The following is a 14,005-nucleotide window of genomic DNA, read 5'->3' as shown; positions in this document are numbered from 1 at the left end:
CTCAGATTTACTACAATGACACGCGACGCGCTCGTCCTGCTCAGCCGGGACACACCCCACGCCCGCGAGACGCTACCGACGCACGCCGACCGACTCGCCCGCCGCGGCAGCGTCGACGAGATTCACACGTGCTACTACGGGCACGAAGCACAGTACGACCTCCGCGACCAGCTCGCGGACGTCCGGGCGGACCGCGTGTTCGCCGTCCCGATGGTCGCCGCACACGACCGCCAGACCACCGTCGACGTCCCCGCGGCGCTCGACCGCATCGACGCGGCCGTCCACTACGGCGAACCCGTCGGTCGGAGCCCCGCGGTCACCGCCGCGCTCCGCGACCGCGCCGAGGAAGCCAGCACCACGGAACCGCAGGCGCTCGCACTGGTCGCCCTCGGGAGTAGCTCACAGCCCTACCACCGCCAGGTCGCCGAGTACCACGCCGGCCGCCTCCGCGAACACGGCGCCTACGGGGAAGTCACGACGAGCTACGTCGTCCAGAACCCCGCCGTCGAGTGCCTCCGGTACAACGTCGACGCCGACCGCGCCGTCGTCCTCCCGCTGTTCGTCGTCGGGAGTCAGGCGACGAGCGACGACATCCCGGACCGGCTCGAACTCGACCGCGGCAACCTCGACTACGCGGCCCCACTCGGCGACCACCCACAGCTCACGAACGCCGCTGCCGCCGAACTGGCGAAACAGCGCGTCCTCGCCGAGAACGGAGCCGCGGCGGACACCTTCGAACAGTCGCTCACGGCGGACGCCGCCGCAGTCGCGACCGACGGCCGCGGCGACGAACACCTGTAAGAAACCCGAGTACCGTCGGCAGGACTGACGCGTCCACGGAACCGCGCTGTTCCCGAGAAATTCTGCGAAAACGTCCGGTCGGAGCTAGGTCCGACGCACCGCGAGTACCGAGAGGTCCGAGAACGGCGTTTCCTCGCCGGCGTGTTCGGCGAGCGAATCGAGCGTCGTCGTCGTGACCGCTTCGTCGTCGTGCGTCAGCCGCTCCAGAACGAGCGCCGTCAGGTCGGGGGCCGCGCCGGCGTCCAGCAGGTCCCGGGCGACGTCGCCCGGCATCAGGTCGAACGGCCGCGGGAGGACGAGGAGGTGGCGGTCGCCCGCCGCCTCGCGGAGCCGTTCGAGGTCGTCGGAGAGGTCGCCGCTCTTGTGGAGCGTGACGAACTCGGTGTCCTCCATCGGCGTCCGTGCGCGGCTCGCGGCCACCTGGAGCGACGAGACGCCCGGAACCAGTCGCACGGGCCGGTCGACGGCTCGCTCGACCTTCCCGAGGAACTGGTAGCCGGAGTGGTTCGGGTCGCCCATCAGGACCGCGGTGCCCCGCGCTCCGGCCGCGACGCGGTCCGCGAACCGGGAGAGCGTCTCGCCCTCGTCGCGGTAGCCGCACGTCAGGAGGTCGGCGTCGGTCGTCCCTGAGACGAACTCCACGACCGTCTCGAACCCGACCACGACGTCCGCCTCCTCGATGGCTCGCGCGCCGCGCGGCGTCAGGAACTCCCGGTTCCCCGGGCCGATGCCGACGGCGTAGACGGGGTCGTCGACGTTCCGGGCTTCGGGGTTCCGCGCGGCGAACTCGGCCGGGTCGGGCCCGGCGTCGAGGCCGTACTCATCGCTCACCGCTTCACCTCATCGCCGACGGGGTGGTCGGTCGCCGCTTCGGCGGTGTCGAGCGACACCTCCCCGTCCCGGACGTCGCTCGCGACGTGGACGAGCTCGTTCGTCAGCCCCGCGGCGAGACCGCTCCCGCCGCGTCGGCCGACGTTCGTGATCGCGGGGACGCCGTGTTCGGCCGCGACCGACCGCAGGCGCGTCCGGCTCTCTGCGGCCTTCACGAACCCGACCGGGGTGGCGACGACGACCGCTGGCCGCGTCCCGTCCTCGATGCAGTCGGCGAGCGCGAGCGCGGCTGTCGGCGCGTTCCCGACGGCGGCTACCGCGCCGTCGTACACGCCGCGCTTGTCGAGTTCGAGGACCGACGCGGCCGTCCGCGTCATCCCCGTTTCGGCGGCGAGGTCGGCGCCGTTCCCGATGGCCTTCCGGACCTCGCAGTCGTGGCCGCGGCCGGTGATTCCGGCCTGCACCATCGTGATGTCGGTCACGATGGGCGCGCTATCGAGGACCGCGCGGGCGCCCGCCCGTACCGGTTCGGAGTCGTCGGCGCCGGTGAACCGAACGAGGTGCTGGAACTCCGGGTCGCCGGTCGCGTGCACCGACTTCTGCCGAATCCGGTCCGCGAGCGTCTCGTCGGGGACGAGTTCGCGGACGCGGTCCATGCTGGTCTCCGCGATGTCCATCGCCTCGCTCGTGGTGGCGCCGAGGTCCGCGTACTCCGCGAACTCCTCAGTCGTCATCCGAACGCACCTCCTCGGGCGTCGCGGCCTCGGCCGGACTCGCTCTGGCCTCCAGGTCCCCGTCGACTGTGAGGTTCAGGTCCCGGAGCCGCTGTTCGACGCCGTCCTCGGCGTCCCAGAGGCCGCGCTCGATGGCCTCGAGGAGCGTGTCGGTGATGGAGTCGAGCGCCCAGGGGTTGACGTCTCGCATCCACTCCTGGCGGTCGTCGTCGAACGCGAACTTCTCCGCGACGTCCGCCCACAGCGTGTCGGAGACGACGCCCGCCGTGGCGTCCCAGCCGAGGACGACGTCGACCGTCGTCGAGAGGTCGCCGGCGCCCTTGTAGCCGTGCTCCTCCATGGAGTCGAGCCAGTCCGGGTTGAGGACGCGGGCGCGCATCGCCTTCCGCACCTTCTCCTCGTTCGTGTAGACGTCGACGTTGTCCGGGTCCGAGGAGTCGCCGACGTACGACGCCGGCTCCTCGCCCGCGGCGTCCGCGACGGCGGTGATGAAGCCGCCGTGGAAGGCGTACCAGTCCGAGGAGTCGAACTCGTCTTGCTCCATCGTGTCCTCGATTTTGACCGTGGCGTCGACGTTCCCGAGGCGCCGCTCGAAGGCGTCGTGAGCGTCGGAGACGCGCCCCCGAGAGCCCATGGCGTAGCCGCCCCACTGGACGTAGACGTCGGCGAGGTCCGAGCGCTCGTCCCAGTTCCCCTCGTCGACGGCCTTGTTCGTCCCGGCGCCGTACCCGCCGGGCCGCGTCGTGAACACGCGGTGTTTCGCCGCTTCCTCGGGGTTCTCCACGCCGTCCGCGTCGAGCTCGTCCGCCTCCTCCTCGACGTGTTTCTTCACGTAGTTCAGCTCGTGCGGTTCGTCGAGTTCGACGAGTGCGTCGACGGCGTCGTGAATCACGCCGGCGGCCTGCGGGAACGCGTCCCGGAACAGCCCGGAGACGCGCGTCGTCACGTCGATGCGCGGCCGGCCGAGTTCGTCGAGCGGAATCGGATCCACGTCGTCGACGCGGCCCGCGTCGGTCCAGACGGGTCGGACGCCCATCAGGCCGAGCACCTGCGCGATGGTCTCGCCGCGCGTGCGGACCGTGGGGGTGCCCCACGCGACCACGCCGACCTCCTCGGGGTAGTCGCCCTCGTCTTCGCGGTGGCGCTCGGCGACGCCGTCGGCGACCTCCTTGCCGACGTCCCACGCGGTCTTCGCGGGCACCTTCCGCGGGTCGAGCGTGTAGAAGTTGCGTCCCGTCGGGAGGAGGTCGACGCCGCCTCGGGTGGGCGCGCCGCTGCCGCCCGGTTCGACGTACTCGCCGTTCAGCGCGTCCGCGGTCTGCGGGATTTCGGTCTCGGCGTCGAACACCCGCGGGCCGGCTTCCTCGCAGATGAACCGGAGGACGTCGCGGAGGTCGCCGTGGGCGCCCGACTCCGCCTTCGCGTCGCCGAGCGTGTCGACGTCGACGACGAGCAGGTTCATGTTCACCTCGTCGTCCGGGCCGCCCTCGACCTCGGAGGCCGCCAGGTCGAACCCGTAGTCCGCGAGCGTCTCCACGAGTTCGACGCTCGTCTCGTACACCTCGTCGGCGGCCTCGGCGTACGTCATGCCCAACTGGTCGTCGTACTCGCCGGGCGCGTCGAGCATCGTCTCGTAGTCGACGCCGAGCACGCCGGCGACGCTCTCGCGGAGGGAGGGCGCGCCGGGGTTCTCGAGGCGCGTGAGCGCGACGAGGTACTCGACGAGCCGTTCGCCCGCCGGCGGCTCGCCCATCGTGTGCAGCCCGAGGCGTATCTGCGTCGTCTTCACGTCCGTCACGTACTCGTGGACGCGCTCCACCAGTTCGTCGACGGAGACGTCGTCGCCCGATACGTCGCCCTCCGCGAGCGTCGAACCGGCCTCGCCTCGCGAGTCGCTTCGCTTCTCGCTCGCGTTCCCCGAGGCGCGTGGCGCCTCGCTGTCCGGGCCGCGGACGTCCGCTCTCTCGGAAATCTTACCTTCGACGCCGAGTTCCACGGCGAGGTCGAGGTCGTCGACGGCCTCGCGGATGCGGTCCGCAAGGTGCTCTTCGCTCTCCGCGCCGGCACCGGTCCCGGCTTCACGGTAGCGCGACGCGAGTTCCTCCAGTTCGGCGAGTTCGTCGTACGTACCCGCGTTCCGCATCACCGGGGTCAGGTAGTCGACGACGGCGGCGTACGAGCGGCGCTTCGCCTGCGTCCCCTCGCCGGGGTTGTTGATGATGTACGGGTAGACGTTCGGGAGGTCGCCGACGAGCGCGTCCGGCGCGCTCTCCGAGTCGAGGCCGACGGTCTTGCCGGGGAGCCACTCCAGACTCCCGTGGGTGCCGAGGTGGACGACCGCGTCGGCGTCGAAGTCGTTGCGGAGCCACGCGTAGAACGCGTAGTAGTCGTGCGGGGGCTGCAGGTCGGAGTCGTGGTACACCTTCTCCGGGTCCATCCCGAACCCTCGAGGCGGCTGGACCGTCACGAGGACGTTCCCGAACGCGGCGCCGGGAATCGCGAACGGCCGGTCCGGAGGGTCTCCCCACTCCGCGACGACGTTCTCCCGGAAGCCCGGGTCGGCGTCGCGCCACCACTCGTCGTACGCGTCCGGCGAGACGACGTCGACGCTCTGCTCGCGGACGTCCTCCGGGGCGACCCAGCGGTCGTCGAGCGTCAACTGACTCGTCAGCGTCTCGATGAGTGACTGGCCGTCCGGCAGAGCCGTCCCGCCGAGGTCGTAGCCTCTCTCGTCGAGTTCGTCAAGGAGGTTGACGGTGCTCTCGGGCGTGTCCAGGCCGAACGCGGTGCCGATGCCGTCGTCGCTCGGCGGGTAGTTGTGGAGGACGACCGCGACGTTCTTCTCGTCGTTGTCGAGGTGGCGGAGGCGCGCCCAGTTGACCGCGAGGCGCACCGCGTGTTCGACGCGGTCGTCGATGGGGAAGTGCTGCTTCGGCGCGGAGCCGATGCCGGCGTCGTCGTCCATCCGCTCCTTCCCGGAGATGGGGTGGGTGATGACGTTCCCGTCGAACTCCGGGAGTGCGACCGAGAGCGCGAGTTCGAACCCCATGACGCCGGTGTCGCTCGACTCGTACCGGGAGCGCGAGCGCATCGTCGTGACGGTCTGTAACACCGGGACGCCGAGGCGGTCGAGGAAGACGTCTTCGGCGCTCTCGCCCTCGTCGCTGGCGGACCGGCCGCGCTCGTCCATGGAGAGCGAGAACATGAACGAGGAGAGGACGGCGTCGACGACAGCGTCGCCGTCGGCGTCGGTGAGCCACTCGTCGGTCACCCACTCGGCGTCCTCCTGTTCGTCCGCGTCGGTCGCGGGGTTACAGAAGACGGGGAGCGCGTTCGCGCCTTCGGATTCGAGCGCGCGGACGACCGCGTCCACGTACCGGGTGTTCTCGTGCGTCCAGTGGGACTCGTAGAACCAGACGGCGACCGTCGGCGCCTCCGGGTCGAACGTGGCGCGGAGTTCGTCGTACTCGACGCCCGGGTGGTCCGGGTGGTAGACGCCTTCAGTGGGGAGCGCGACGGGGTCGTCGTAGTCGGGGGAGTCCGTCGAGTACTGCGCGGTGAGAAACCGGACGCAGTTCGCGATGTTCGCGACACCGCCGTGTTCGAGGTAGTCCGATACCGTCCGTCGCGTCTCGTCGTCGGCGGTCGTGTCCTCGACGGCGTAGGCGTCACCCGTGGACTTCACCACGAGCGGGACGCCAGCGGCGTCGAGTCGGTCGGTCACGCGGTCGTAGTCGGGCATGCTGTCCTCGGCGCCGTGGAGCCAGAGTACGGCCGCGCTCGCGTCCTCGGCGGCGTCGACGAACGACTCGACGTCGGCCGCTTCTTCGAGGTCGCTCTCCGAGCGGACGACGAGGTCGGCGTCGACCCGCTCGCCGGCAGCCTGGATGGCGCCCAGTTCGTTCTCCGTCGCTGTGTACAGGGCGAGTGTAGTCACAACTCTATTAAACCTCCATTGTTCTATTACAACTATGGTTGAGTTATCTGGTGGGAAAAAACTGTCGCCGTCCCGGCGGAGCGACGTTCCGTTTCCCGCCGTCGTCGGCCAACACCGCCTGAAACGGGCGCTCACGGCGCTGGCCGTGAACGACGAACTCGACGGCCTGCTCGTCCGCGGCGAGAAGGGAACGGCGAAGTCGACGACGGCCCGGGCGCTCGTCGACCTCCTCCCCGAACAGCGAGCGGTCGCGGACTGTCCGTACGGCTGTCCCCCCGACGCCCCCGACCGGCAGTGCGAGGAGTGCCAGAGCCGGGAGAATCCGTCGGTGGAACAGCGACCCGTCCCCTTCGTAACGCTCCCGCTCGGCGCGTCCCGCGACCGCGTCGTCGGCTCGCTCTCCGTCACCGACGCGCTCGCCGGGACCGCCGAATTCAACCCGGGGTTACTCGCGCGGGCGAACCGCGGCTTCCTCTACGTCGACGAAGTGAACCTGCTCGACGACCACCTCGTCGACGTCCTCCTGGACGCCGCCGCCTCCGGCGTCAACCGCGTCGAACGCGACGGCGTCAGCGTCACTCACCCGGCGGAGTTCACGCTCATCGGCACGATGAACCCGGAGGAGGGCGATCTCCGCCCCCAGTTCCGCGACCGGTTCGCCCTCCAGGCGGAGGTCGCCGGAACCGCCGACCTCGACGACCGACTCGAAATCGTTCGACGGGCGCTCGACGGCTTCGACGGCGACCACGCCGCGGAAACCGACCGAATCCGCGACCGCGTTTCCGACGCCCGTGCCCTCCTCGACGACGTGACCCTCCCCGACTCGCTCGGCCGAGACGTCGCGGAACTCTGTCGGGACGCCGGCGTCGAGGGACACCGCGCCGACATCGCCACCGCCCGAGCCGCGCGCACGCTCGCAGCGCTCGACGGCCGGCCCACCGTCGCCGAGTCCGACGTCCGCCGCGCGGCGGCGCTCGCGCTCCCCCACCGCCTCAAAACCCGGCCGTTCGAAGACGAGCCGGACGCCGACGAACTGCTCGACGACCACTTCGACGACGACCGGCAGAACGAGGATCACGGGGGGAACGAAAACAGCGACGAGGCGGAGGAGAGCCCCGGGGACTCGCCCGAGGGAGAGACGGAGTCGTCGGAGGCCGGTCCCGAAGCGGATTCCGCGGGACGCGACAGCCAGGAACGAAACGGCGAGGAAGAGAACTGCGAGGAGCGGGACGACGAACACCGTGGAGGCCCACCGGGCGACGGCGAGGACGGTTCTGGTGAGGCGCCGGAGCCTCCGGGTTCTGACGGGGGTGCCGCGTCCAGTTCGACCGCGGAGAAGGGAGACGGCGGTGCCGACGAATCCGGGGGCGGCGGAGACGACGAGGAAGCGGCGCCGCTCGTTCCCGGGCAGTCGGTCGCCGACTCCGCTGACCCCGCGTTCGGTCGCGCTCCCGAACTGGACGTGACAGCGGACCGTGCCGGCGGCGGTGGTCGCGCCGACGCCGGGCCGACAGCCGGTGGACGGGGGGTTCAGGTCCGGACGGAGCGAGCCGATTCGGGCGGCGACGTCGACGCGGCGGCGTCGGTTCGCGCCGCAGCGCTCCGGGGAAGCGACCGCGTCGAGTCACGCGACCTCAGGCGGTCGGTGCGGTCCGGTGCGGACGCCGCGCTCGTCGTCTTCGCCGTCGACGCCAGCGCGTCGATGCGCGGTCCCCTGCGCGCTGCGAAAGGCGTCGCGCTCGACCTCCTGCAGGACGCCTACGAGCGCCGCGACGTCGTCTCCGTCGTCACGTTCGCGGGGACCGACGCCGACGTCGTTCTCCCGCCGACGGACGACGTCGACCACGCGGCCCGCCACCTCAAGTCCCTCCCGACGGGGGACCGGACGCCGCTTCCCGCGGGGCTTCGCGCCGCGTCGGACGTCCTGTCGCGCGCCGACCCGTCGGCGAGCGTGGTCGTCGTCGTCACGGACGGCCGCGCGAACGCCGGGAGCGACCAGCCGACCGCGGACACCCGGGCGGCCGCTCGCGCGCTCGCCGACCACGGTGCGCACGTGCTCGTCGTGGACCCCGGAACGGGCGGCCGGTCCAGCCTCGTCGAGGACGTCGTCGCCGCCGCGGACGGCGAACGCATTCCTCTCGATGCGCTCACGCCCGACCGAGTCGCCGACGCCGTCCGCGAAACCACCGGAGGTGGAGCCTGATGGCCGGGTTCGGAGTGGGCTCCGAAGCGGGTGTGTTCGCCGCCGCAGCGGTCCTCGGCGTCACCCACGGGTTCGAACCCGACCACGCCGCCGGCATCTCGGCGCTCACGGACGACACCGACGGCTGGCGGCACGCCGGGTTCGTCGGCGGGAGTTTCGCCCTCGGACACGTGCTCGTGGTCGTCGCGTGGGTCGGCCTGCTCACGGCCATCGACCGCACCGCCGTGCCCGCGGCGGGGGTGGTCGACACCGTCGGAACGCTGTTCGCGGGAACCGTCCTCGTCGCGGTCGCCCTGCTCCTCGCGACCACCGGGACCCGTCGGCTCCGCGGCCTCCCGCCGCATCCGACGCCCGCCGGTGCGTCCGGGCCGGTCTCGCGGACCATCGCGTACGCGCACACGCACGTCCACGGCCACGACCACGACACCACCCGGGACTACCTCCGGACCGGCATCGTCGGGTCTCTCTTCGCCCTCTCACCGCCCGTGAGTATGCTCGCGCTGGTCTCCGTCGTACTTCCGACCGCGGGGCTCGCCGCCACGGGCGTCAGCGTCGGCGTGTACGCGCTCGCGCTCACGGCCTCGATGCTGCTCGTCGGACTCGGGCTCGGCGGCGTCTTCTCGTTCGCGAAACGCCGCGGCCACGCGGTCCACGCCACCGTCGAACTCGTCGCGAGCGTCGTGGTGTTCGGGTTCGCCGTCCACCTGCTCGCCTGACGATTCTGTGAAAAGCGACCGCTACGTTTCGGCGAGTCGAAGCCGGTAGGCGCCGTGTTCGACGTCGCCGTCGTGGTACGCCACCGGTTCCTCGACAGCCGCGATTCTGTTCGCGTCTACCGCGACTGCGGTCACGACCCCCGGAGTCCGTTCGCTGGACTCCGGGCCGCTCTGCACGCCGTAGACGTCGAATCCGTGTCGTCCCGGGTCGCGGTCGCGGAAGTGCTGGGCGGCCGGCGCGACCACCCGGTGGCCGTCCGCCGCGACGGCGTGAGCGAACCCGCCGACGGAGGACCGCCAGCGTCGGTTTCCGTCGGCGTCGAACCCGACCGCGGTGTGTTCGTTCGGGTGGCGGCGGTCGGTTTCGCGGCCGTCCTCCGGGAACGTGTTCCCGGTGACGAAGACGACGCCGTCGGCGGTGGCGCGAACGTGGTTCGGATACGCGTACACCCGTTCGTCGCCCCGTTCGACCGGCCGGGCGAGGTCGACCGACCACTCGACGCCGTCGCCGCCGAGGACGTAGCCGCGGTAGTCGGCGTGGCTGGCGACGGCGAGTCGGCCGTCCAGGAACGCGACGTCTCCGACCCGGCGTTGTCCGTCACCGGGCGGGTCCCAGCGTCGGGACACTTCGCCCGTCTCCGCGTCCAGCACGGCGAGGCCGTCCCGGTGGGTTCCGGGGCATCGGTTGTACGCGACGGCGACGCGGCCGTCGTCGACGGCCAGCGAAATCGGCGACGCGTCAGTTCGGTGTCGCCACTGGACGTCCCCCGCGTCGTCGAACGCGTACACGACGCTCACGAACGTCCTGTTGCCGTCGTCGCCGCGCTCGTAGCGGCGTGACGCGACGTACACGCGGTCACCGGTCGCCGCGGCGTCCGCGACGAACGGGAGGAAGAACCGGGTGTCCTGCTGCGGAGCCCCGAGGTCGGCCGCGGTCCGGTACCGCCACCGCACCGCGCCGTCGACGTAGTAGGTGAGCGTGCCGTTCGCGCCGCGTTCGCCGGCGAGGACGCCGCCCGCGAAATCGGTGAGTGCGACGACGCTCCCCTCGACGCCGTCGTCGCGCCACAGCTCGTCGAGGGACGAGTCGAACGCGCGCACGCTGCCGTCGGCGCAGCCGACGACGACGGTCTCGCCCGCGAAACAGATGCTCGACCGGCGGCCGAGTTGGCGGGACCCCGCCGGTGTGACGCCGCCCAGGCCGACCTCACTCATCGGCCGGGAAGGCGTCGTGGAGCGAGTGGTGGGTCTCGCCGAGGTCGTCGAGGAAGGAGTCGCCGTGGTCTGCGAGCCGGGCGAGTGACCGCTCGGCGTCGCGGACCGCGACGAGGCGGCCGCGGAGGTAGTCGTAGCCGGGGGCCGACTCGTCTGCCGAAGCCACATCCTCTTCGAGGTCGACGAGCGCGGCGTCGAGGTGTCGGCGGAGCGCCGAAAGGCTCTCGGCGGTCGCCAGCCCCTCGATGGGGCCGTCGAGGTGCCCCTCCAGTTCCTTCTCGGCGTGTTCGCGGGCGCTGCGGTCGTCGGTTCCGAGGACGTTCATCAGCCCCAGTCGGAGGGCTTCGAGTTCGTGACAGCTCATAGGAGTTGGGAGTCGATGTCGGCGACGATGCGGTCCCGGTCGAGGTGGGACGAGACGATGCGGTCGGCGTCGTCGGCGTCGACGCGCTGGTACCAGACGCCGTCCGGGTAGACGGCGACGTTCGGGCCGTCCCCGCACTGCCCGAGGCAGGACGTCCGGGTGACGCGGACGTCGCAGTCGTCGGAGTCGCGGGCGCTCTGCCGGAGGCGTTCGAGGACGGCGGGCGCGCCGTCGGCCGCACAGGTCTGGTTCGTACAGACCGCGACGTGCTTTTCGGGGGCGTCGTGGGCGTGCGGTTCGTCCGCGACGTCGTCGCGGTCGGCGTGCGCCTCCTCGTGGTTCAGCGCCCGCAGCATCGCTTTCGCGCCGCCGACGTCCTCCTCGTAGCCGTCGAGTTCCACCTTGTACTTGCAGGTGTCACACGACATCTCGACGCTGTCCGTGCGGGCCTCCTGCCAGCGGTCGCCGAGCACGTCCAGGAGCCGGGAGTCCGTGCCGAGCGGGTCGCCGCAGGCGGCGTCGACGTAGGGGTAGTCCGCGTCGAACTCGGCCGCGCCCTCTCGGATGCGGCCCGTGAGCACGCCGTCGCCGAGCATGTAGGGGACGACGACCACGCCGTCCGGCCGGTGTTTGGCGACGTCGTGCAGGGTCTCGGAGAGCGTCGGCTCCGTGACCCCGATGAACGTCGCTTCGACCCGCGAGAACGCGCGGCCCTCGTAGAGCAGGCGAGCGAGTTTGTGGACGTCGGCGTTGGCGTCCGGGTCGCTCGACCCACGCGCACAGAGCACGACCGCGACGTCGTCTTGCTCTCGGTTCACGCCGAGGTCGGCTTCCACGGACGCCGCGCGGTCGTCCAGCAGGTCGACGATGGCCGGGTGAACGCCGAGGTGCGCGCCGTTGTCGAACGAGACGTCCGGGTAGTTCTCGCGGGCGCGCTGGAGCGCCGCGGGCACGTCGTTTTTCACGTGGCTCGCGGCGAACAGCGAGAGGTGGACGACCGCGATGGACGACACCGACGGCGCGAGCCCCGCGATGGCGTCCGGAATCGAGGGGTCCGCGAGTTCGAGGAACCCGGCGTCGACCGGGAGTCCGAGCCGGGTTTCGAGCGCCGCGGCGAGCTCCCGGACCTGGTCGTTCGACTTCTCGCGGCGCGAGCCGTGCCCGACCAGCAACACGGCTTCGTCGCCCCCCTCGACCGCAGCCGTATCCGCCTGACTCATCGGCACCACGCCTCCGAGCCGGCTGCTTCTTCGAGGCTCCGACGGAGCTTCCGGCGCCTGGACGGCGCGAACAGCCCGGACTCCGCCGCCCCCTCGTAGAGCCACGGACCGAGTTCGGGCACCGCCTCGTCGGCGACGCCGAACCAGTACCCCGAGGACGCCTCCGAGACCTCGTCGGCCGGGGCGTCCACCGGGACGTCGGCGAGCAGCGTCCGGATCCGTTCGAGGAGCCGGCGGTCGGGGTGCACGAAGGACACGCCGACGGTGCCGGACGACGACTTGAAACAGACCGTGCCGCTCGACTCCACGAGACCGCGGAGGAGTTGGCGCTCGTGGCCGTCGAACGAGTCGAACCGGTAGCCGCCGGCCTCGCCGTCCAGCGGGAGCCCGAACGCGGCGGCCGCGCGCCGCGCGAGGTCGCCGAAGACCTGGACCGTGTACTCGTCCGCCGAGCGCGTAATCGACGTGTCGTGCGCGTACCGGCGCTCGGTGCTTCGGTGGTCGACGTCACCGCCGTCCGCGATGGCGACGAGGCGTTCGGCGGCGGCTTCGTCGGTCGTCTCGACGGTGACGGAGTTCTCGCGCAGACGGCCCGCGCCGGCGACGTGCCCCCAGAAGTACGCGGTCTCGGGGTGGTTCGCGATGAGGGAGTCCGGCGTCACGGGCTCGGTGCTCACGCGCTCTCACCCCCGAGTTCTTCGACGGTGATGGCGTCGAAGGGGCAGGCTTCGGCGGCCTGCCGCGCGTCGTCGACGAGCGAGTCCTCGAACGTCCCGACGACCGTCTCCGAGTCGGTGCGGACGGTGCCGCCGTCCGCGTCCGCGGGCGGAACCGGGTCCGCCGTCGGGTCGAGCGTCGCGACGCCGTCGTCGCCCTCGACGAACCGCGGGTCGCGCGTCAGGCAGGCGAACACGCCGTCGCACGCCTCGCGGTCGATTGTGACTCGGTACATCAGTAGTCGTACTTGCTCTCGTAGCCGCGGGGCGTGACCATCCGGCCGTCCCAGACGTACGTCTCCTCGTTGCCGACGACGACGGTCGTCGTCATGTCCACGAGGTCCGTTTCGCCGTACGCCTCCAGTTCGCCGAGCGTCGTGATTTCGACGGCTTCGTCGTCGCGGCTCGCGCCGTGGACGATGCCGACCGGCGTGTCCTCGTCGCGGTGGGTGAGCAGGATTTCGCAGGCCTTCTGGAAGTTCTCGCGGCGCTTGCGGCTCCACGGATTGTAGATGGTGATGGTGAACGACTCGCTCGCGACGGCGTGAAGCCGGGACTCAATCTCCGGCATCGGCGTCAGGTGGTCCGAAAGCGAGACGCTCACGGAGTCGTTCACGAGGGGGGCGCCGAGCCGGGCGCCGCAGGACTGCGCGGCGGGGACGCCGGGCACGACCTCGAAGTCGAGCGCGGACGCGGTCGCGCCCTTCGACTCGATGATTTCGAGCGCCAGCCCCGACAGCGCGTAGACGTTCGGGTCGCCGCTGCCGATGATGGCGACGTCGTTCCCGGCGAGCGTCCGGTCGACCGCCTCCTCGGTCCGGGAGACCTCGCCGCACATCGGCGTGTCGTAGACGTCGTCTGCCTGCTCGATGACCTCGTCGGGGAGGAGTTCGGTGTAGGTCGTGTAGCCGACGATGTGGTCGGCGTCCAGCAGCGCGGCCTTCGCGCGCTGGGTCATGCCTTCCGGGCGGCCGGGGCCGAGCCCGACCGTCGTGAGCGTTCCGGGGTCCGCGTCGAAGTCGTCGGCGGACGCGCCGACGTTCTCCTCGGTCGCCTCCTTCTTCGAGGCCGCGGCGGAGCCGCACCCCGAATCCGACGAGGAGCCGGTGTCCGCGGAGTCGGTCGACCCTCCGCATTTCGACGCGTCGCTCGCGTCGTCGGTCGTGGAGGCCGTCGCGCCGCACGCGCTCTCCGAACTGCGCTCGGTGGTCGCGCCGCACTCGGAAGCCGATTCGTCCGTCGTGGTAGTGTCGTCAGTGCTCATTGTC

At 71.3% G+C, this 14,005-nt stretch carries 12 protein-coding genes; 3 read left to right on the top strand and 9 right to left on the bottom strand.

Annotated elements, in window-relative coordinates:
* Positions 1–15: 15 nt before the first annotated feature.
* Entirely contained in the window at positions 16–801 is a 786-nt protein-coding gene (locus tag ACQUS7_RS00855; protein WP_435143623.1) for a CbiX/SirB N-terminal domain-containing protein, read from the top strand.
* An 84-nt stretch (positions 802–885) separates the two neighbouring features.
* Here ACQUS7_RS00855 and ACQUS7_RS00850 read toward each other — a convergent pair whose 3' ends face one another.
* Genes ACQUS7_RS00850 through ACQUS7_RS00840 form a run of 3 tightly spaced genes read right to left on the bottom strand, consistent with a single transcriptional unit; the run spans position 886 to position 6,303 of the window.
* On the bottom strand, positions 886–1,632 hold the full coding sequence (locus ACQUS7_RS00850; protein ID WP_435143620.1) for a cobalt-precorrin-7 (C(5))-methyltransferase: 747 nt from the start codon (positions 1,630–1,632) through the stop codon (positions 886–888).
* Positions 1,629–2,366, bottom strand: a complete 738-nt coding sequence (locus ACQUS7_RS00845; protein WP_435143617.1) for a precorrin-8X methylmutase — start codon at positions 2,364–2,366, stop codon at positions 1,629–1,631. The genes ACQUS7_RS00850 and ACQUS7_RS00845 overlap by 4 nt, the downstream gene beginning before the upstream one ends.
* Entirely contained in the window at positions 2,356–6,303 is a 3,948-nt protein-coding gene (locus tag ACQUS7_RS00840; protein ID WP_435143614.1) for a cobaltochelatase subunit CobN, read from the bottom strand. The genes ACQUS7_RS00845 and ACQUS7_RS00840 overlap by 11 nt, the downstream gene beginning before the upstream one ends.
* Before the next feature lie 34 nt (positions 6,304–6,337).
* Between ACQUS7_RS00840 and ACQUS7_RS00835 the strand changes: the two genes are divergently transcribed.
* Both ACQUS7_RS00835 and ACQUS7_RS00830 read left to right on the top strand, forming a co-directional pair.
* A complete protein-coding gene (locus ACQUS7_RS00835) occupies positions 6,338–8,506 on the top strand; it encodes a VWA domain-containing protein (RefSeq protein ID WP_435143612.1) in 2,169 nt (722 codons plus the stop codon).
* Positions 8,506–9,222, top strand: a complete 717-nt coding sequence (locus tag ACQUS7_RS00830) for a hypothetical protein (protein WP_435143609.1) — start codon at positions 8,506–8,508, stop codon at positions 9,220–9,222. Before ACQUS7_RS00835 ends, ACQUS7_RS00830 begins: the two co-directional genes overlap by 1 nt.
* Before the next feature lie 21 nt (positions 9,223–9,243).
* Here ACQUS7_RS00830 and ACQUS7_RS00825 read toward each other — a convergent pair whose 3' ends face one another.
* Genes ACQUS7_RS00825 through cobJ form a run of 6 tightly spaced genes read right to left on the bottom strand, consistent with a single transcriptional unit; the run spans position 9,244 to position 14,001 of the window.
* Positions 9,244–10,437, bottom strand: coding sequence for a PQQ-binding-like beta-propeller repeat protein (locus ACQUS7_RS00825; RefSeq protein ID WP_435143606.1), 1,194 nt, complete (start codon positions 10,435–10,437; stop codon positions 9,244–9,246).
* Positions 10,430–10,801 (bottom strand): DUF3209 family protein, encoded by a 372-nt coding sequence (locus tag ACQUS7_RS00820; protein ID WP_435143603.1) that lies wholly within the window; start codon positions 10,799–10,801, stop codon positions 10,430–10,432. The genes ACQUS7_RS00825 and ACQUS7_RS00820 overlap by 8 nt, the downstream gene beginning before the upstream one ends.
* Positions 10,798–12,021, bottom strand: coding sequence for a CbiX/SirB N-terminal domain-containing protein (locus ACQUS7_RS00815; protein ID WP_435143600.1), 1,224 nt, complete (start codon positions 12,019–12,021; stop codon positions 10,798–10,800). Before ACQUS7_RS00815 ends, ACQUS7_RS00820 begins: the two co-directional genes overlap by 4 nt.
* A complete protein-coding gene (locus ACQUS7_RS00810; protein ID WP_435128730.1) occupies positions 12,018–12,698 on the bottom strand; it encodes a cobalamin biosynthesis protein in 681 nt (226 codons plus the stop codon). The genes ACQUS7_RS00815 and ACQUS7_RS00810 overlap by 4 nt, the downstream gene beginning before the upstream one ends.
* Positions 12,695–12,973 carry a ferredoxin gene (locus ACQUS7_RS00805; protein WP_435143597.1) on the bottom strand — a complete coding sequence of 93 codons (279 nt, stop codon included), beginning with the start codon at positions 12,971–12,973 and terminating at the stop codon, positions 12,695–12,697. Before ACQUS7_RS00805 ends, ACQUS7_RS00810 begins: the two co-directional genes overlap by 4 nt.
* Positions 12,973–14,001, bottom strand: a complete 1,029-nt coding sequence (gene cobJ / locus ACQUS7_RS00800) for a precorrin-3B C(17)-methyltransferase (RefSeq protein WP_435143594.1) — start codon at positions 13,999–14,001, stop codon at positions 12,973–12,975. Before cobJ ends, ACQUS7_RS00805 begins: the two co-directional genes overlap by 1 nt.
* Positions 14,002–14,005 lie beyond the last annotated feature (4 nt).

Origin of the sequence: Halobaculum sp. P14 (assembly GCF_051195155.1) — an archaeon.
GTDB lineage: Archaea > Halobacteriota > Halobacteria > Halobacteriales > Haloferacaceae > JBNTKA01.
This window is presented reverse-complemented; position numbering and strand designations above follow the sequence as displayed.